Origin of the sequence: uncultured Parabacteroides sp. (genome assembly GCF_905196875.1) — a bacterium.
GTDB lineage: Bacteria > Bacteroidota > Bacteroidia > Bacteroidales > Tannerellaceae > Parabacteroides.
Genome location: NZ_CAJJWO010000021.1, coordinates 1 through 19,691, shown reverse-complemented (window position 1 = coordinate 19,691; position 19,691 = coordinate 1). Strand labels below are relative to the sequence as shown.

Annotated in this window: 14 protein-coding genes; 11 read left to right on the top strand and 3 right to left on the bottom strand. The window is 42.6% G+C overall.

The genetic code is table 11. The features are described from left to right. Positions 1 to 44: 44 nt before the first annotated feature. Both rnr and QZ076_RS09365 read right to left on the bottom strand, forming a co-directional pair. Complete coding sequence (gene rnr / locus QZ076_RS09370; protein WP_293712743.1) at positions 45 to 2,225, bottom strand: ribonuclease R; 2,181 nt, start codon at positions 2,223 to 2,225, stop codon at positions 45 to 47. A gap of 108 nt (positions 2,226 to 2,333) precedes the next feature. Continuing rightward, entirely contained in the window at positions 2,334 to 3,254 is a 921-nt protein-coding gene (locus QZ076_RS09365; RefSeq protein WP_293712741.1) for an SMP-30/gluconolactonase/LRE family protein, read from the bottom strand. A 440-nt stretch (positions 3,255 to 3,694) separates the two neighbouring features. Between QZ076_RS09365 and QZ076_RS09360 the strand changes: the two genes are divergently transcribed. The 5 genes from QZ076_RS09360 to QZ076_RS09340 all read left to right on the top strand — a co-directional run bounded on the left by QZ076_RS09360 (position 3,695) and on the right by QZ076_RS09340 (position 11,441). Continuing rightward, positions 3,695 to 4,825 carry a hypothetical protein gene (locus tag QZ076_RS09360; protein WP_293712739.1) on the top strand — a complete coding sequence of 377 codons (1,131 nt, stop codon included), beginning with the start codon at positions 3,695 to 3,697 and terminating at the stop codon, positions 4,823 to 4,825. Positions 4,826 to 4,834: 9 nt separating this feature from the next. Continuing rightward, positions 4,835 to 6,700 carry a DNA topoisomerase IV subunit B gene (locus tag QZ076_RS09355; RefSeq protein WP_293712737.1) on the top strand — a complete coding sequence of 622 codons (1,866 nt, stop codon included), beginning with the start codon at positions 4,835 to 4,837 and terminating at the stop codon, positions 6,698 to 6,700. Between the two features lie 9 nt (positions 6,701 to 6,709). Continuing rightward, positions 6,710 to 7,171, top strand: coding sequence for a pantetheine-phosphate adenylyltransferase (coaD, locus tag QZ076_RS09350; protein ID WP_293712735.1), 462 nt, complete (start codon positions 6,710 to 6,712; stop codon positions 7,169 to 7,171). Between the two features lie 24 nt (positions 7,172 to 7,195). Next, a complete protein-coding gene (locus tag QZ076_RS09345) occupies positions 7,196 to 8,785 on the top strand; it encodes a S41 family peptidase (protein ID WP_075559476.1) in 1,590 nt (529 codons plus the stop codon). Positions 8,786 to 8,855: 70 nt separating this feature from the next. Further along, a complete protein-coding gene (locus QZ076_RS09340) occupies positions 8,856 to 11,441 on the top strand; it encodes a hypothetical protein (protein ID WP_293712731.1) in 2,586 nt (861 codons plus the stop codon). On the opposite strand, the gene QZ076_RS09335 is transcribed toward QZ076_RS09340, so the two are convergent. Next, positions 11,442 to 12,536, bottom strand: a complete 1,095-nt coding sequence (locus QZ076_RS09335; RefSeq protein WP_293712729.1) for a tyrosine-protein phosphatase — start codon at positions 12,534 to 12,536, stop codon at positions 11,442 to 11,444. 302 nt (positions 12,537 to 12,838) lie between these two features. Between QZ076_RS09335 and QZ076_RS09330 the strand changes: the two genes are divergently transcribed. From QZ076_RS09330 to QZ076_RS09305, 6 genes are all read left to right on the top strand, one after another. After that, on the top strand, positions 12,839 to 13,870 hold the full coding sequence (locus tag QZ076_RS09330; protein WP_293712727.1) for a histidine kinase: 1,032 nt from the start codon (positions 12,839 to 12,841) through the stop codon (positions 13,868 to 13,870). 1 nt (position 13,871) lies between these two features. Further along, positions 13,872 to 14,624 (top strand): LytTR family DNA-binding domain-containing protein, encoded by a 753-nt coding sequence (locus QZ076_RS09325; RefSeq protein ID WP_293712725.1) that lies wholly within the window; start codon positions 13,872 to 13,874, stop codon positions 14,622 to 14,624. 82 nt (positions 14,625 to 14,706) lie between these two features. After that, on the top strand, positions 14,707 to 14,931 hold the full coding sequence (locus QZ076_RS09320; protein ID WP_293712723.1) for a hypothetical protein: 225 nt from the start codon (positions 14,707 to 14,709) through the stop codon (positions 14,929 to 14,931). Beyond that, positions 14,931 to 15,344: a putative toxin-antitoxin system toxin component, PIN family gene (locus QZ076_RS09315; protein WP_293712721.1), complete on the top strand. Its 414-nt coding sequence runs from the start codon at positions 14,931 to 14,933 to the stop codon at positions 15,342 to 15,344. Before QZ076_RS09320 ends, QZ076_RS09315 begins: the two co-directional genes overlap by 1 nt. A gap of 11 nt (positions 15,345 to 15,355) precedes the next feature. Further along, the gene (locus QZ076_RS09310) at positions 15,356 to 15,673 is read left to right on the top strand and encodes a hypothetical protein (RefSeq protein WP_293712719.1); all 318 of its coding nucleotides are present in this window, start codon (positions 15,356 to 15,358) and stop codon (positions 15,671 to 15,673) included. A 543-nt stretch (positions 15,674 to 16,216) separates the two neighbouring features. Further along, on the top strand, positions 16,217 to 19,675 hold the full coding sequence (locus tag QZ076_RS09305) for a DUF6383 domain-containing protein (RefSeq protein WP_293712717.1): 3,459 nt from the start codon (positions 16,217 to 16,219) through the stop codon (positions 19,673 to 19,675). Positions 19,676 to 19,691 lie beyond the last annotated feature (16 nt).

Here is a 19,691-nt window from a genome sequence, read left to right as displayed (position 1 = left end):
TGATGATCAGTTGCCTGTTTTATTTTATCCAGAAGTATTCCTTCTTATTCCATCAACATAAAGTCTAGTTGCTTACGTTCCAGATTCGCATTTGCGATCTTCACTGTCACCGGATCACCCAGGCGGAATCGACGTTTCTTGCGGCGGCCGATCAGGCTGTACGTTTCTTCATCCATATCGTAGAAGTCGTCGCCCAGGTCGCGGATAGGGACAAGACCTTCACACTTATTCTCGTTCAGTTCGACGTATAATCCCCATTCGGTAACACCGGAGATAACACCGTCGAATACCATACCCAATTTATCTTGCATAAACTCTACCTGCTTGTATTTGATAGAAGCACGTTCGGCATTTGCTGCCACCTGTTCCATCGTAGAGCAATGGTCGCATATCTCTTCATATTTCGCTTTCACCACGCTACGCCCTCCTGCCAGATAACGTTCCAGCAAACGGTGTACCATCATATCCGGATAACGGCGGATAGGCGAGGTGAAGTGTGTGTAATATTCAAAAGCCAGACCGTAATGGCCGATATTCTCTGTCGTATAACGGGCTTTTTGCATCGAGCGGATAGCCAGTGTCTCGATCAGGTTTTCTTCCGGTTTGTCGTGTACTTCGTCGAGCAAACGGTTCAGGTTGCGGGAAATATCCAGCTTGCTATTACCTTCTGTCTTCATCTTGTAGCCGAAGCGGCGGATAAAGGCGGCAAAATTTTCCAACTTGTCCGGATCCGGCAGGTCGTGGATACGATAAACGAACGTCTTTTTCGTTTTCCCTTTTGGTACTTTACCTACGAATTCTGCTACTGTGCGGTTTGCCAGCAACATGAACTCTTCGATCAGTTTATTGGCATCTTTCGACTCCTTGATATAAGTACTGATCGGCTTTCCTGTCTCATCGATTTCAAATCTTACTTCAAAGCGGTCGAAGTTGACGGCTCCGTTCTTGAAACGTTTTTCACGCAGCTTTTTAGCCAGTGCATCCAGTTTCAGGATCTCGTCTTTATAGTCGCCTTCACCTGTTTCGATCACCTGCTGTGCATCTTCGTAGGTAAAACGGCGGTTACTCTTGATCACTGTACGTCCGATACGCGACTTCTTCACGTTGGCATCTTCATCCAGTTCGAAGATTGCGGAGAAGCTTAACTTTTCTTCGTCCGGTCGTAATGAGCAAATCTGGTTACACAGTCGTTCCGGTAGCATCGGGATCGTACGGTCTACCAGATAGACAGATGTTGCACGGCTTTCTGCTTCGCGGTCGATCAGGCTTTCCGGTTTTACATAATGGGTTACGTCGGCGATATGTACGCCTACTTCCCAATTTTCATTATCCAGCCTGCGAATAGAAAGAGCATCGTCGAAGTCTTTAGCATCTTTCGGGTCGATGGTGAAAGTCAGGACATCGCGGAAGTCCTCACGTTTGGCAATCTCTTCTTCCGGGATAGTATCCGGTATTTTATTGGCTGCTTTTTCTACATTTACAGGATATACATACGGCAGACCAAACTCGGCCAGGATCGCATGCATCTCTGCAGTGTTCTGACCGGCTACGCCTAATATATCGACTACTTCTCCGAGCGGGTTCTTGGCATCTTCCGGCCATTCCACGATACGAACAATCGCTTTGTCGCCGTTCTTTCCACCTTTCAGTTTTTCTTTCGGAATGAATATATCGTTGGCCAAAGTCTTATTTTCGGTAATCAGGAAGGCAAAACCTTTCGTTACCTGCAACTTGCCGACAAATGTCTTTTTCTGGCTTTCCAGCACCTCGATAACTTCGGCTTCCGGTTCAGCCCCCTTGCGTTTAGCAAATAGCTGTACCTTCACCTTGTCGCCGTCCATGGCATGTCCTGAGTTTCGCTCGGCCACAAAAACAGGCGTTCCGCCATCTTCCGGAATAAACGAATTTTTCCCGTTGCTCCGGCGTCCGAATGTACCGATGGCTGTTGTTCCCAGACCGTTATACCGATAACGGCCACGGTCTATTTCCGTAATAAAGTTTTCGGCTGAAAGATCATACAGAAGGTCCACCACCTGGAGCTTCTGAACCTGGCTTTCCACACCGATCAGCTTGCTTATCTGTTTATAATTAAATGGTTCCTTGGGAGAGGACTGGAAAACAGACATGACGGAATGAAGCATAGCTTCTTTCTTCATGCGCTTTGCCTTATTCTTTTTCGGTTTGTTTTCTTTGTTATCCTTTTTCCCGGATTTGTTTTTTGTCATATATTTCTTTCGTGATTAAATAAGAGATATAACATCTCCCTACAAAATAAACAATTATAATCGAGATACTGTTTACAAACAGGCTAAATTATATTGTCTGTTTTGTTATTATTTGAACCGGTATGGCTCCGGACCATTTGCCTCTGGGTTACAAACAAAAAGACTACCGCTAAGGGGGTATTCTTCCAGCTGTTTGTCCGATAGTCCGGCGCGTGCCGTTGTAATGTAGAGCGTATTCATATCCTCGCCGCCGAATGCACAGGAAGCGACATTAGGAGCCGGCACCTCTACTTTTGCCAGCAGTTCTCCCGTATAGGGATTGTAACAATAGACACCGTAACCGCCCCATTGGGCAACCCAAAGATTATCGTTGCTATCGATCGTCATGCCATCGGGAGAACCTGTACCCGGCCGCATGACAACGGCTACTCCGTCGAAGAGGATATCGGCGGTCTTTTCGTCGTACCGGTAGCGGGCTATCCTTCCGGTTGTCGTATCGTTGTAATACATATACTTTTTGTTGGCAGACCACACGATGCCGTTCGAGATCGTTACCTTGTTCAGTTTGGTCGTTACAGTTCCATCGGGAACAACGGTGTACAGTGTTCCGGCGCCTTCGGGTGCACCGAATCCCATCGTTCCTATCCACAGGCGTCCGGCCGGATCGCATTTCCCATCGTTGCAGCGGACCTTTCCTTCATAATCCGGTATCGGAGCGACCGATGTCTGGCTACTGTCATTCAGGTTCACCCTTACGATCTCGTCCTGGAGGGATACGATCACCGTACTATCTGTTTCGGGCACAACCGTAGACACCATACGGTCGAACTCCCATGTTTTACAGTCTTGCTTATCTGGATAATACTCATATAATGTTTTTCCTTCGATGTCCACCCAAAACAATGTATTTCTATCCGGATGCCAGATAGAGCCTTCGCCGGTCGTTGCTTCGGCTTTAAATGCCAGGTTTGCTTCGATAGTTTTCGGTTCGGATGAACATCCGCCTGTAATAAAAGGTATTGTCAACATAAGTAGTCCTATTAAGTTTTTCATGGTAAATATACAATTTCACTGCCTGTTACGTATGCAAATATAATGGTAAATTAACTATTCATGGCAACTCCAGCCAATAAATTATCCAAATACCGGGAGTATTTTTCGTCTCCTATCGAAGAAACGCAGGTTTCCTGGGGAGGAAACTCCAGTTCCCTGCGCGGGGAATTCTAGTTTCCTCCGTGGGAAACTGGAGTTTCCAAAACATGAAACTACGAAGTAACTGTAATTGGCTGGTTATCTTTTGCTAAACTGAATTGGCAAACGAGCGGATGAGCCGGTAGAAGTCAAGCCTGTCTAAAAGCCGGGAAACCGGTTCGTCTGATCTTAAACAATCAATTAACAAATTAACTAAGTAGCGGATTATTAAGTAACAAATTAATTATGTAAATTTGCCGTTCTAATTAAATGAACCAATGAGCGTAGTAATTAAAGAAGTTACCAGCAAAAAGGAACTGAAGAAATTCGTTAAGTTCAATATTGATTTATACAAAGGTAACCCCTATCATATACCGGGATTGATCGAAGAGGAGATGGTTACACTGGATAAGAAAAAGAATCCGGCATTCGAAGTTTGTGATGCCATCTATTTTCTTGCCTATAAGGATGATAAAATTGTCGGCCGTATTGCCGGAATGATCAATCGTCGCAGTAACGAAGTGTGGAACCAGGAACGTGCCCGCTTCGGTTTCATTGATTTCATTGATGATGCCGAGGTAGTCGATGCCTTGTTCAGTGCCGTTGAAAAATGGGCGAAAGAACAAGGAATGAAAGAGATACACGGACCGATGGGATTCACCGATATGGATCATGAAGGGATGCTGATCGAAGGATTCGACCAACTCGGGACAATGGCTGCTATCTACAATTTTCCTTATTATCCGAAACATCTGGAGCGTATCGGATATGAGAAAGATCAGGACTGGCACGAGTTCAAGATATATATACCGGAAGGTATTCCCGAAAAACATCAACGCATCGGGGAGATCGTAAAAAAGAAATACGGCTTGAAAACCATGAAGTTCAAAAACACAAAGGAGATATGGCCGTATGCACAGAAGATATTCGAAACTTTGAATGCAGCTTATGCTCCATTGTACGGTTTTGCTCCGCTGACACAGAAGCAGATCGATTATTATGTGAAGCAATATATCCCGATGATCCGCCTGGATCTGGTGACTCTTATTATCCGGGAAGAAGATGATACGGTAGTCGGTTTCGGAATTTCACTGCCCAGTCTCTCGCATGCTATGCAGAAGGCAAAAGGACATTTGTTTCCTTTCGGATGGATACATCTGCTGAAAGCATTGAAAACAAAACCGAAAGTGATCGACCTGTATCTGACAGGCGTATTGCCGGAATATCAGAATAAAGGGGTAAATGCGTTGCTGTTCAACGATCTTATTCCCGTATATATCAATCTGGGAGTCGAATATGCCGAAAGTAACCCGGAGTTGGCAAGCAACAATGCCGTACAGGCTCAATGGGATTATTTCAAGCGTGAACACCATAAGACAAGAAGAGCTTTTATCAAAAAATTAAAATAAGGATTTTCTATGGAAGAACTGAATTCAACAATGCAACAACCGACAGCGTATAATGACGACGATATCAAGACGCTGGATTGGATGGAACATATCCGCCGGCGCCCAGGTATGTATATTGGTAAATTGGGAGATGGCAGCTATGCGGATGATGGTATCTATGTATTGCTGAAAGAGGTACTCGACAACTCTATCGACGAATACATGATGGGGTATGGCAAAACCATAGAAGTGACCGTGGAAGAAGGAACCGTTTCTGTCAGGGACTATGGCCGCGGTGTTCCTCTGGGAAAAGTGGTCGACGTTTCCAGTAAGATGAATACGGGTGCCAAGTACGACAGTAAGGCTTTTAAAAAGTCTGTCGGCCTGAACGGTGTCGGTATCAAAGCTGTAAATGCTTTGAGTAGCTATTTCCTTATCACCAGTTTCCGTGACGGAGAATGTAAGCGGGTAGAATACAGCAAGGCGATCATTACCGAGGAGTCGGGTATTCAGCCAACGACGGAAGCGAACGGGACATCGATCTATTTTATTCCCGACCGTGAAATATTCAAGGAATATCAGTATAAAGACGAGTTCATAGAAAGTTTGTTGAAGAATTATGTCTTTTTGAACTCCGGACTGACTATTCTTTTCAACGGTAAGAAATTCCATTCTCGCAATGGTCTGGTAGACCTGCTGAACGAGAATATGACTACCGAGCCATTATATCCGATCATCCATCTGAACGGTGAAGATATAGAAGTGGTTATAACCCATAGTAACCAGTATGGTGAAGAATATTATTCCTTTGTAAACGGGCAGTATACGACGCAGGGAGGAACACATCTTTCTGCTTTCCGTGAGACGCTGGGTCGTGTTATCAAAGAATATTATAACAAGAACTTCGAATACTCCGATATTCGTGCCGGTATTGTTGCCGCTATCAGTATCAAGGTTGAAGAGCCTGTGTTCGAAAGCCAGACGAAGACAAAGCTGGGATCGAAGGATATAGGTCCCGACGGGCCGACTGTTGCTAAGTTCGTGGGTGACTTTATCAAGAAGGAACTGGATAATTATCTGCATAAAAATGTAGATACTTCGGAGGCTCTGCTCCGCAAAATCCTGGAGTCGGAAAAAGAACGTAAAGCCATTGCCGGTGTTACCAAACTGGCGCGCGAACGAGCCAAGAAGGCTAACCTGCACAATAAGAAATTACGCGATTGCCGTATCCATCTGAACGATACGAAAGGTGACCGTACGGAAGAAAGTTGTATCTTCATCACCGAGGGTGATTCGGCCAGCGGATCTATCACTAAGAGCCGTGACCCGAACTATCAGGCTGTTTTCAGTTTACGTGGTAAGCCGCTTAATAGCTATGGCCTGACGAAGAAGATCGTTTATGAAAATGAAGAGTTCAATCTCCTGCAGGCGGCCCTCAATATTGAAGACGGACTGGATGGACTGAGATACAACAAAGTAATCATTGCTACCGATGCCGATGTCGACGGTATGCATATCCGCTTGTTGCTGATTACGTTCTTCCTGCAATTCTTCCCTGATCTGATCAAACGGAATCATGTCTATATCCTGCAAACTCCGCTTTTCCGTGTCCGCAACAAACAGAAAACTTATTACTGTTATAGCGAGGAAGAGCGTTTGGCAGCCATAGAGGCTGTAGGTAAGAATCCGGAGATCACTCGCTTTAAAGGGTTGGGAGAGATCTCGCCTGACGAGTTCAAGCATTTTATCGGTAAAGATATACGCCTGGACCCGGTTACAATGAAAAAAGAAGACCTGGTAAAAGATATGCTTGAATTCTATATGGGTAAGAACACCATGGAAAGACAGAACTTTATCATTGACAACCTGGTTGTAGAAGAAGATGTGGTTAATTAAACACTGAGAATGAAAAAGCGTATCGCCCTTTTCCCCGGAACTTTCGATCCGTTCACTATCGGACATCAATCACTGGTAACTCGTGGGCTGGCTCTGGTGGATGAGATCATTATTTCCATAGGTATCAACGAGAAGAAACAAACTTATTTCTCGATCGAGAAACGATTGGAAGCAATCGATCACCTGTATAAAAACGAGCCCAGGGTAAAGGTGATGTCGTACAACTCGCTTACGGTAGATTTTGCCGACGAAATGGGAGCTGAGTTCATTCTGCGTGGTATCCGTACGGTTAACGATTTCGAATATGAGAAAAGTATTGCTGATGTAAACCGCAAGCTGAGTGGTATCGAAACATTCATCTTGTTTACTGAACCCGAACATACGCATATCAGTTCCAGCATTGTGCGTGAACTGTTGCATTATGGAAAAGATATTTCCCAGTTCGTACCAAAGGGGACGGACTTATATTGACAACTTACGAAATAAAGATCAAAAATGAAACGAATCCTAGTCTCCCTGCTTGTTGCGATGGTTGCCATCACATCGGCAGTGGCCCAGAAACCGAATCAGGATGCCCGCAAATTATCCATGGCATTGTATGCTATTTCGAATCTCTATGTAGATCCGGTGGATGATTCCAAGCTGGTGGAAGATGCGATTATCGGTATGCTGGAAAAACTGGACCCACATTCTAATTATATGGATCCGGAAGAAACAAAAGAGATGACCGAACCTTTGCAAGGAAACTTCGACGGTATCGGCATTCAGTTCAACATGTTGACCGATACATTATATGTTATCCAGGTAATCCCCGGCGGACCGTCTGAAAAGGTAGGGTTAGTGGCTGGCGACCGTATCATCATGGTCGACGATACCCTGATAGCCGGTGTTAAAATGAAGACTACCGACATTATGAAACGCCTGCGTGGTCCGAAAGGAACCGAAGTCAGCATAAAAGTATTGCGTAATAAGAATCCGGAGCTGATCGAGTTTAAGATTATCCGCGGTAAGATCCCTGTAACCAGTATGGATGCCGCTTATATGGCAGATAAACAGACCGGATATATCAAACTGAACCGTTTTGCAGCCTCTTCGGCCGACGAGTTCCGTGAGGCACTTGCCAAACTGAAAAAACAGGGAATGAAGAACCTGATTCTCGACCTGCAAGGGAACGGGGGAGGTTATCTCAATATCGCTATCGAACTGGCGGATGAATTCCTCGATAAAGACAAACTGATTGTCTATACTGAAGGTAACAAACAGCCACGTGACGAGGCCAAGTCGACTGTACGTGGCGGATTTGAAGATGGACGTCTGGTCGTATTGGTTGACGAATCTTCTGCTTCCGCAAGCGAGATCCTGGCCGGTGCCGTACAAGATTGGGACCGCGGTGTAGTAGTAGGTCGTCGTACATTCGGGAAAGGCCTGGTGCAAAAACCAATCCCTATGCCTGACGGTTCTATGATTCGCCTGACGGTAGCACGTTATTATACGCCCACCGGACGAAGCATTCAGAAACATTACGAAAACGGTAAACTGGAAGACTATCAGCACGACCTGATCGATCGTTACAACCGTGGTGAGCTGATGAGTGCCGACAGTATCCATTTCCCGGATTCAATGAAATATAATACACTGGAAACGAAACGTATCGTTTATGGTGGTGGCGGTATTATGCCCGACGTATTTATTCCGGTTGATACGACCCGTTATACGGATTATCATCGTAGTCTGGTTGCCACCGGACTGGTAAACCGCGTAGCGATGAATTATCTGGATCGCAACCGTAGCGAGATGAACAAGAAATATCCTAAGTTCAATCAGTATAAGAAGGATTTTGTCGTTCCTGAAGAGACTTTGCAGGAATTGATCAACCTGGGTAAGGAAGAAAAGATCGAGTTTAACGAAGAGCAGTATAATCGTTCCAAACCTCTTATCACCCTTCAGGTAAAAGCCTTGATAGCTCGTGACCTGTATGATATGGCTGAGTACTTCCAGGTTATAAACGACGATAACGAAAGCTTTAAAGAAGCTCTCCGCATCATTAATGACGAGGCGGTTTATAATAAGGAGTTGGGAAGGTAAGAACAAATATATAATTTTGAAAATGCAGGGGAAGTTGATGTGATATATATAAGGAATATACGAGGTTCGCATGAAAACACTCCGGAGAGTTATCGGTTATATTTTTCTTTTGCTGTTTAGCCTTCAGGTTTCGGGACAGGAAACAGACAGTGTGATCAGTAAGCTCACCCGTTATATCCGTGCCACGGATCAGTTTTCGCAATACATACCCCGTGAGAAAGTCTACCTGCATTTTGATAATACCAGTTATTATCAGGGCGATAACATTTGGTTTAAATGCTATGTGGTTACTTCCGAGCTACATGAGGCAACCCTGTTAAGTAAGACCTTATATGTCGAGTTGTTAAACCCCGGTGGTGAAATCATAGATAAGCGGGTACTGAAAATAGAGAACGGACAATGTCATGGTGACTTTACGCTGGGGCAACTGCCTTTTTATTCCGGCTTCTATGAAGTCCGTGCCTATACGAAATATATGTTGAACTTCGGAGAAGACGCTCTCTTCTCCCGGCTGTTGCCGGTATTCGACAAACCGAAAACAGAAGGGAATTACGAGGAAAAGGATATGCTGAAATACGGCTACGGTAAATATCCGAAGAAGCGGGAAAAGCCCCAAAAAGGGAAAAAGGTAAACTTGAAGTTCTATCCGGAGGGAGGAAACCTGATTCAGGATGTCCCTTCCCGTATCGCATTTGAAATAACAGATGCTTTCGGTAATCCGCTGGATGCAACCGGAAAGATTATAAATGAAGACAAAGAAGAGATCGTCGGCTTTAATGTAACGCACGAGGGGAAAGGCTTCTTTTATTATACCCCACGTGCGGGTAAACAAAAAGCCATGGTTGACTATAACGGTAAAAAGTACCAGTTTGATGTCCCCCAATCTCTACCACAAGGATTTTGCTTACAGGTAGACAACCTTTCTTCCCCTGACAGTCTCGAAATCTCTTTACAAAAGAATGAACAGACGCCCGCCGATATATTGGGAATGGTCATCATTTGCAGAGGCAAGCTGTATAACTATTGCCTTGCCAATGTGCTTCACAGTGAACGGCTCCGTTTCAAGGTAGATAAAACGATATTACCTTCTGGTGTCTCACAAATAGTAGTTTTCAACAGTAATGGAGAAATACTTTGTGACCGGCTGATATTCAATAATAAAGAAAAGCCGCTGGCTATTAAAGCAAAAACTGTAAAAGAAACATACGATCCGTATGAACCGGTCGACATGGAGTTTACAGTGACCGATCAGGAAGAGAACCCGGTACAATCTCCCTTCTCTTTATCGGTGAGGGATGGAATGAATGAAGTTGAGTCGGACTGCAATATCCTGACAGACTTACTGCTTATGTCCGACGTAAAAGGATACGTTCGCAATCCGTCTTATTATTTTGAAGCGGATGATTCCATCCATCGCTCGTCTCTCGATCTACTTATGATGGTGCAAGGTTGGCGACGTTATTCCTGGAAGCAGATGGCGGGAGTAGATCCGTTGGATTTGAAATACAGGCCGGAGCAAGGTATCGAGATGCACGGCCAGGTGGTTTCCTTTGTCCGGAAAATACCTAAACGCGACGTAACTGTTTCTTCTTTCCTGCTTAAAAGAGGAGAAGAAGAAAAGGCAACTAGTGCCTTCGATGTATTTGTAACGGACAGCCTGGGACATTTCGCTTTTCGGGCTGATATAACCGGGAAATGGAATATGATCTTGTCTGTAAGCGAGAAAGGGAAGAAAAAAGACTACCGGATCATATTGGACCGGCTTTTTACACCCGAGCCTAAAAGATACCGCTATGCAGACATGCAGGTAACTCTCGCTGATAAAAAAGAAGAACAAACGGCAGAATCCGGTCCGGAAGAAATCCCTGACACTCAGGAGCCGGAAGAAGATATCGATGCTTTCCTGACAGCTTACGAGGATTCCTTGAGTAAAGCTGGTAATAAAGAGAAAGTCCTTCGCCTGGATGAAGTGACCGTAACTGCTAAAAAGAGATCGCGGGAAAAGGATATATTCAACAACCGTTCCAAATCAATCGCCTATTATGATGTACAGTCGGAATGGGACGATATTACAGATCAGGGAAAGTATATCGGAAAAGATATACATGAGTTGATGATAAACATGAATAATAATTTCAGGAAAGCCTTCTCCCGACAGGATGAATACCTGCAATATAAAGGAAGAATGCCTCTTTTTGTTGTGAACTACGAACCGACCATGGCTACTGAAATGGATTACAACAAATATAAATTGATACGGCTCGAAGCCATCAAATCCATCTACATCAATGAAGAACTTTCTATCATGTGCCGGTATGCAGACCCTAGAATGTCACCGTTGGAAGTAGATAAGTTCTACAGTTGCGTTGTTTTTATCGAAACATTTCCGGAAGATAAGATTCCGACGGATGCTGGTAAAGGGGTACGAAAAACCTGGCTGGAAGGTTACAGCCAGGTTAAAGAATTTTATAGTCTGGATTATTCGATCCTCCCACCGGAGCCGGATTACCGTCGTACACTCTACTGGAATCCTTCGGTTATCCCCGATAAAGAAGGTAAGGCCAATATCAGGTTCTACAATAACGGTAGTTGTAGAAAATTCAGTATCAGTGCCGAGACGATCACCTCAGATGGAATAATCGGTATTTATAAGTGATCAATATAAGTATAACTGTTTCATTTTATCAAGATCCACACCTAATGTCTCAGTAAGGAACTTGGTCACGGAACCGTACTTTTCGTCTATTTTCTCGTAGGCGGCATTCAGATATTTTTCATCGACAGTGACGAGCGGAGCGATCACATTGATCATGCCCACATAAGCTGCATATTTGGCTTCCACATACTTTGCACTAAGCATATAATCCTCCATGATAGTCGCTTTATCGACACCAAGGGCTGTTAGGATAAGCATAGTAGCAACTCCCGTACGGTCTTTGCCGGCTGAACAGTGAAAACTAAGCGGTAAGGAATTCTCGTCCTGAACGAGCTTAAAAAATTCTTTGTATTGAGCCACATATTCATCTACCGTTACCATTTCGATATACGCATTGATCATTACCTGTGCCATATCGTCAAGCGTAGCGCCGCCTTTTATACTTCCCAATATTTCGTCGGAAAAGATATTTCCCGCATTGATCGGAAGATCGCTTGCATTTTTTACTGTCGAAGGTAGCACATCGTAAGATTCAGGCATAATACCTCCGAATCCGCCTTCCTTTTCTGCCTCTGTACGGAAATCGACCACAGTTTTTACCCCTGTACTTCCGAAATAAGCAAGATCGGCATCATCCAGTTTGTACATTTCGTCTGTACGGAACAGTTTCCCCCAGCGTACAAATTTGCCATCGCTGGTCTTGATACCACCCAGATCTCTGAAGTTATATCCGTGAACAGGCAAAAGTGTTTCTGCCAGCAGAGCCTGCCCGTCTGAGTTCTTGAATAAGAAAATCTGTCGTTTAGTGGCATCGACACTCAAATCGAAAGAGCCTTTTCCCTCACCGGTCAGACAAGGTGCGTTCATATCGATATCTTCAGCTGTAGAGCCGGCATATAACTCCCATGCCTTATCGGCAGTCACACTCAAAACAGCCTTCTTCGTTTCTTTATCGCGGGTAATCCCGGCGTCTCCGCTTACATCTTTTCCGGAATAACCGATAGTCGTTTTTTCATCATCATCGTCTCCACAAGAAACAAACAGTCCGGAGACACAAAAAAGTAACAATAAATAGTAAGATAAATTCTTTTTCATAACGTTTTTCACTCTTTAATAAATGTTGTTAGGGCGCGCAAGATACAGTTATAAAACAAATTACACAAAGACAAAGCCGCTTTTGGCCCCATAAATGAAATATAGAATATCGTTTATTTATTTTGGAATATAAGAAATGAATTAGGCGAAACAGGGTATGTCTTTTTCCGGTTCAAACACCGCACAAAACAGTTCGGCAACACGAAACTACAACTCCGCAACTATAATTATATAAACTGGTTTCTTCCCCTTTACTTTACACTCGTTGAAAAGTGAATAAAAAAGATTAAATTTGTAAGAACATGAAAAAGAACAAAAAACTGAAAGCACTTATTGGGGTACTGCTGGTATTTAACATCTTGTTTGCCCTGATTTTTAAATGGTTGACAGCTGGAAATCCATTCCAACTGTCAACGGTACTCCTCTGTGCTACTATGTCTATTCTGGTTTGGGTCTCGCTGGGTATCAGCAACTGGTTTTTTGGTTACTACCTGTCTATGCCTATCAGGAAAGTAAAGAAGATCATTATACCGGTATTCATTGTTTTCATGCTTATCATCCTGTTGGTCTCTCTTATTGTTATCAGTTTGCAGATCTATGTGTATTATCTGATCATGGGAATGGATACCACTCATTTTGTGAGCAACTTGTTTGAGGTGGAGTTTCCGCAGACCATCAAATACTACTCTGTCTGTGCTTTGATGGCTTCCGCTTTCTTCTTTTACAGTATCTGGCGGCAAGCGGTGGATCGTGAACAGCAACTGAGAGAAGAAAACCTGAAATATAAATACCGGACACTTAAGACACAAGTAAACCCTCATTTCCTGTTCAACAGTTTGAACACACTCTCTGAAATCATCTATGTGGATACTAAAAAGGCGGATAACTATATTCAGCAGCTAGCTGGTATTTACAGGTATATCCTGGACCATGAGGAAACCGACCTGATTTCGTTGAAAGACGAATTAAAATTTGTCAGCCGGTATTTCGATCTCCAGAAGGAACGCGACGGAGACAAGATTCAATTGGAAATGAATATCCGGGATGCTGAAAAGTACAGTATAGTCCCTATCTCTTTGCAGATATTGGTCGAGAATGCCCTCAAGCATAATTCGATTTCTGAAGAGAATCCCCTAAAGATTGTTATCCATAATGAAGAAGATTCATTTATCGTCATTACCAATAACATACAAAAAAGGAATACGTTGAAAAGTACTCCCGGGACAGGGTTAACCAATCTGAAAGAAAGGGTAAAGCTGATTATGGGAAAAGAAATGACAATAGAGGCTGATAACAACCAGTTTACAGTAAAGCTACCAATCAATAGCATCTGAAATGAAAGTACTGATTATAGAAGACGAACGTCCGGCGGCCCATAAACTAATCCGTTTATTGGAAGAGGCGGACAAGCAAATAGAGGTTATTGGCGTGCTCGGGTCGATCGAGCACGCTATCAACTGGTTGGCTGGAAATCCGGCACCCGAACTTATTTTTATGGACATACAACTGGAAGACGGGATCAGTTTCGAAATCTTTGAAACATGTAAAATACAAACTCCGGTTATTTTCACAACTGCTTACGATGAATATGCCCTGAAAGCATTTAAAGTGAACAGTGTCGATTATCTTCTGAAGCCGATAGCCCCGGACGCTTTGAATGCCGCATTGGAAAAATTCAATACTTTTCATCGGCGGCAGATCGATTATTTCAGGATCGAGTCTATAATAAGCCAGTTGCATTCCCAAAGAAAGGAACGGTTTCTGATCAAAGTCGGCGAGCATTACAGGTCGGTGCAAACGTTATCCGTTAGCTGTTTTTTTATTATGGAAAGGAACACCTTTATCCGCACCGACACCGGAAAGGAATATGCCATAGACCATTCGCTCGATAAAATCGAACAATTGGTAGACCCTGCGCTCTTCTTTCGTGTTAACCGGAATTTCATCGTTAACTTCCATGCGATCCAGGACATTGTTGCTTATTCGTCCAACCGGTTAAAGATTGTGCTCGGCAACCGGAAAGAAAAGGAGGATATACTCGTCAGTCGTGAACGTGTTGCTGAGTTTAAGGAATGGATGGACAGATAAATCCTTTTATTGTTTCCCGCTCTTGCATCATTTTCATAGGAAAAATAGTTATATTTGTAATAAAGTAATAAAAGGAGGTATTATGGAAAGAACTGTTTTTAATGCTGCACAGCTACAAATATTGGATTTGATGGCATATGTTGAGAGTGAAGATACACTGAATGAGATAAAAGATATGTTGTCTAATTATTTTGCCCAAAAGGCGGAAAAAGAGATTGATAAGTTATGGGATAGCGGGCAGATAAACAATACGGTGATAGAAGGCTGGAAGCATGAACATTTGCGTACATCTTACAAGACAAAATGATGGATAGAGTGGTTTTAGATACAAACTGCCTATTGATTTCATTGTCTAAGCGGGGTGACTATTATAAAGTCTGGAAAGTTTTTTTTGCAGAAAAGTATACATTGTGTTATACCAATGAAATACTGACTGAATATGAGGAAATATTTACTCTAAAGATGGGGGCTGTTATAGCTCAAAATGTCATTAAGGCGATTATAACTCGTAAGAATACAATAAAGCTTGATGCTCACTTTCGTTTCAATTTAATTCAATTGGATGTTGATGATAATAAGTTTGTAGATTGTGCAATTGCCGCTAATGCATCTTATATTGTCAGCCAGGATCACCATTTTGATATTTTGAAGAATATCGACTTCCCCAAAGTCGAGTTAATTGATATAGATACTTTTATTTCTTTATTGGGAGACGATTGATCAACTAGAATATGGACAAACTGGAGCGTATGCCTTTCAAGGCACAAAAACAACTATTCGAGAAGCTGGAAAAGATGGCCGGTATAGCCAATCTAACCAAGGAGGAGCGCCTGGAATACGATGAGGCGCTCAAGGTGTATCGTGACTGCAAGAATATTGTGGATTATGCGAATGTCGAAGGGCGTGCTGCAGGACATGCTGAAGGACGTGTTCAAGGACGAGAAGAAGAAAAAATATCTATTGCTAAGAGCTTTAAAGAAAAAGGTACTCCCGTTAAATTGATTGCTGAGTGTACCGGGCTTTCCGAAGAAGAAATCAATAATCTGTAAGATCGTTATCTATATTAATAATGTATCAGGGCTATCGTTTCAAACGATGGCCCTTTTTCATTGGTGGAAATACCTCACTTATCTCCCCGAAAAACAGGCAGGATTACCTCTTTTAACATTTGCTTTCGAAAACTGCGAAAAATGACTCTTGATAATGAGACACTTAATAATGTACGTCCGTACGTTATTATATAATAGGTATAAGTGCTATATAGATATGTAAAATTCAGAATAATAGAGTATTACGGAAGTAACGTAATGACGATAAATAACGTTCCTTTTTTCTAGTCAACAAAGGTAAGCTTTGTTTTTTAATCTACAATTCTTTTCAAAAATATTTTATCCTTCCTATATGCTTTCTTATCAATTGAATAGAGAAATATGTATGAAATTGCCTCTTTCTCATACGAAGTCAAATATACTCCAAAGAAATGACTAGAAAAAAGGAACGTTTTAGCTAGTCATTTGCTGAAACTGACCAACCTGAAGACTGGTTATAAAAGGCTTTTTAGTAACACTATTATTAATATTAAATTAAAGATTATGAACAAAAAGATTTCTACGTTAATGGCCGGTGCCCTGCTGGCTGGTGCGTTGGTCACTCCTGCTGATTTGCTGGCAGCTATTAAGTATAAGGCTGGTGTGGGTTATGCTGATGCTGCTTTTCAGGCTGTGGGAGTAACTTCAAATGCAGTGACAAGCGGCTATATGGTACTTTCTGTAGGTGGTAAAGATTATGTGGTGACAGGTAATGCAAATCATGGAATGGTCGCAACCCCGTTTGCAGATGCAATTCTCTCAACATCGGAAATGACATTTACTGCAGATGCAACTCCTACAAATATTACTATTGAGGTAGGTGGTAATACCATTGGTCTTGCTTCTGCTGATTGGGGAACAGGTGATATCACGATTGCTGGTAGTTCATTTGTAGATGGAACTGTTACGATTGGAGATGGTACTAATTCAGTAAAATTAGATGGTACAACTTTCTCTGTAGAAGCTTCTGCAAGCAATACGTTTACGGCACGAGTTGTGAATGTATCTGAACTAGTAGCTGTAGACGCAACATCAACTATCGACTTGAGTGCAGATTTCAACTTCGGCAAATACTATGTCTTGATGGATGCTAATGGTCAAGCTTATGAAGGTCAGGCTGATGGAACTGCTATTGCTAAAGCATTCGAGGCTGATAATGCTGATTTCTACTGGAATGTAAAGAAAGAAGCTAACACAGGCTATGCCACATTACAGAATGTAGGAACAGAGGAACAATTACTGGTTGGTTCTGATCTGATTGTGGTTAAGTTAAGTGCAGATGGTAAGACATTAGACAATACATCGAACGTTGTTACTTTATTAAAGAATGACGACCATGCAACTGCAAATGTTACCGTTCGTTTCGGTGCAGCTCCTTCTTTGCAGCTTTCTGTATCTGATTTGCAAGGTATCTATGGTGCAAGCTTTAGCGCAACACTGAAGAGAGTTGCAGGTAATAAGGCTCTGGAAAACAATCCGTTTGCAGTAGGAAACCTGGTTCCTGTTCAGTGGAAAAACCTGAGCACAGGTTATGCATTGGAACCTGCAACTTCCGGATATGATTTCATGTTGCAGAATGGCGACGGTAAGATTATCGTAATGCAGATGGCTGATAAATACGCTTCTGCAACAGGTGGTAAGGATTATGCGTATAAAGTAATTGCTTTGGCTCCGAAAGATTTGGCTACCGCAATGAAAGGTGCTACAACAAAAGGTGACTATGCTACTCAGTTTTCAATCTTTGCTCCGGCTTTGTTTAATGCAGGTACGGACGAAATGGTAGATTGTATTACTGTGGCTGGTGCTTATGGCTCTGGCATTGTTGACACTTATCAGTTAGGCGCTATCTCTCTGAATAAAGATGATAACTATACATTGGCTGCAGAAAAAGCTTATGATGGTTACGATTATCTGGATGCAATCTCTATCAAGTTGTCAAAGAACACACTGATCAACCTGAAAGAAGTATTGAAGACTCCGTCATTCTTCATTATTAAGAATGTAAATACGAAGAAAGACTATGCAGCCGGAACGGGTGCTAACTACGGCAAGGTATTAGGCTTGAACGAAGATGGCGAAGTTAGCTACATGAAGAAAGATGAAGTATTGGTAGGTTATCCTGAAACTCAGTGGGCTATCACTGTAGTTGATGGTAAGATGGTTATCAAGAATCGTGAAAACCCAACAGCTGTACCAGACAATACTGCTTCAACAACATTTACTACATTAGATCCTAACGACTTATATGTTGTTGCAGGTAAAGCAAATACTTATGCCTTGATTGATGGTACAAGCCTGACAAAAGTAGATACAATCGAAATTGCGCCGGTAGCAACTACTGAATTTGACGGTTATAAGATGTTTGATGCTAACGCATTGAAGGATCAGTTGTTCAATATCGGTTACTATTCAGCTGTAAAAGGTGTATCTTATGTAACTGAAAGCCATAAGAACAACCATCAGGTTGGTTTGGTTAACGAAAAAGACAACTCAACCGAATGGCGTCTGGGTGCTTTGATGTATGAAGAAAACGATGCATGGAACAATCCTGTAGCTTATAAAGCTGATACTATCCGTGTAGAAAGCGCACTGGGCTATTGGGATGCTGATGCAAAAGCATTTAAAGATACTGAAAGCGATGATGTTGATGCTAACAACGCTTATTTGAAAGTTCTTGCATATTCTTTGAAGAATAGCGGCAACGATGAATATCTGAAATATGACGCAACAGACGGTCGTGACAGATATGCAACAGGTCTGGAAGGCGAAAAAGAAGGTTTCAAAGAACTGACAGACGCACAATATTTCGCACTGAAGATGGCTGGTAATGACAAATATAACCTGATTCCTGTATCTTACACAGATGCATCTGTTGCTGATGGTTATGCAGACGGATATGACGGTGCTCCTTACGAAGTGAAAACAGTTCTGGCAACAGAAAAAGTTTACTCTGGTGACAGTGCAGATAAGGGTATCCTGAACAAACGCGGTATGTATACTAAGAGAGAGAACGACCTGTTCACTATCGAAGAAAAAGAAGCTCCTCAATACTTGAAACTGACTCAGGGTGAGATTATCAAACTGTATCGTGCTGAATATGCTTCTGAATCTAACGTACTGTACGAAAAGGATAACTTCCTGGGAATTGGCAACGCAGTTGAAACTCCGGCAATCAACCCGGCTCTGTATGTAGACACTGTATATGTGAATCGTGAAGGTAACAACCGTTGGGAATATTTGTTGGGTGTAAACATCACTCGTATCGATACTACTTACAAATGTGACGAACCTTCTCATTCTCACCTGATCCACCGTGCTGATACAACGAAGGGACGCTTCCTGGTTAACTTCGCTGATTCTGCTATCGTTACTGCAGGTAAGGAAGATATTCACACAAACAAATATATGTATTCAGACAGCAAGGGTGACTGGGCTAAACTTGGTTTCGTTCCTGGTTTCCGTACAGCTGATGTATTGTCTATCTGGAATGGTGAAAAGGGTAAAGCTGATTTGATCGAAGTTGGTACACCTGCTCCTCAGTTGGTTAAGTTTGCATTCCGTATCGTTGATAATGATGCTAAGACATTTGTTATCGAAACAGGCTACAAAGCATTGGACGAAGATGCTACAATCGACGGACGTGGCTACCTGCGTTATGACAATGGTGTAGTATATGTTACTGATGATATCGAAGATGCTGAAGTATTCAAGGCTAATCTGGACGAAACTCGTATCCCGACTGCCAACGAAGGTATCAACGCATCCGAAGTATCTGTAATCGCTGGTAACGGTGATGTAACTATCAAGGGTGCTGCTGGTAAGACAGTTCTTATCACTAACGTACTTGGTCAGACAGTTGCTAACACAGTTCTTTCTTCAGATAACGCTACTATCGCTGCTCCTGCAGGTGTAGTTGTTGTAGCTGTAGAAGGTGAAGCTGCTGTAAAAGCAATCGTAAAATAATAGAAACTATTTATAA

Bases quoted from the DNA above. Each gene is read 5' to 3' on its own strand.
- rnr (WP_293712743.1), bottom strand. From the start codon at position 2,225: ATGACAAAAAACAAATCCGGGAAAAAGGATAACAAAGAAAACAAACCG.
- QZ076_RS09365 (WP_293712741.1), bottom strand. From the start codon at position 3,254: ATGTTGACAATACCTTTTATTACAGGCGGATGTTCATCCGAACCGAAA.
- QZ076_RS09360 (WP_293712739.1), top strand. From the start codon at position 3,695: ATGAGCGTAGTAATTAAAGAAGTTACCAGCAAAAAGGAACTGAAGAAA.
- QZ076_RS09355 (WP_293712737.1), top strand. From the start codon at position 4,835: ATGGAAGAACTGAATTCAACAATGCAACAACCGACAGCGTATAATGAC.
- coaD (WP_293712735.1), top strand. From the start codon at position 6,710: ATGAAAAAGCGTATCGCCCTTTTCCCCGGAACTTTCGATCCGTTCACT.
- QZ076_RS09345 (WP_075559476.1), top strand. From the start codon at position 7,196: ATGAAACGAATCCTAGTCTCCCTGCTTGTTGCGATGGTTGCCATCACA.
- QZ076_RS09340 (WP_293712731.1), top strand. From the start codon at position 8,856: ATGAAAACACTCCGGAGAGTTATCGGTTATATTTTTCTTTTGCTGTTT.
- QZ076_RS09335 (WP_293712729.1), bottom strand. From the start codon at position 12,536: ATGAAAAAGAATTTATCTTACTATTTATTGTTACTTTTTTGTGTCTCC.
- QZ076_RS09330 (WP_293712727.1), top strand. From the start codon at position 12,839: ATGAAAAAGAACAAAAAACTGAAAGCACTTATTGGGGTACTGCTGGTA.
- QZ076_RS09325 (WP_293712725.1), top strand. From the start codon at position 13,872: ATGAAAGTACTGATTATAGAAGACGAACGTCCGGCGGCCCATAAACTA.
- QZ076_RS09320 (WP_293712723.1), top strand. From the start codon at position 14,707: ATGGAAAGAACTGTTTTTAATGCTGCACAGCTACAAATATTGGATTTG.
- QZ076_RS09315 (WP_293712721.1), top strand. From the start codon at position 14,931: ATGGATAGAGTGGTTTTAGATACAAACTGCCTATTGATTTCATTGTCT.
- QZ076_RS09310 (WP_293712719.1), top strand. From the start codon at position 15,356: ATGGACAAACTGGAGCGTATGCCTTTCAAGGCACAAAAACAACTATTC.
- QZ076_RS09305 (WP_293712717.1), top strand. From the start codon at position 16,217: ATGAACAAAAAGATTTCTACGTTAATGGCCGGTGCCCTGCTGGCTGGT.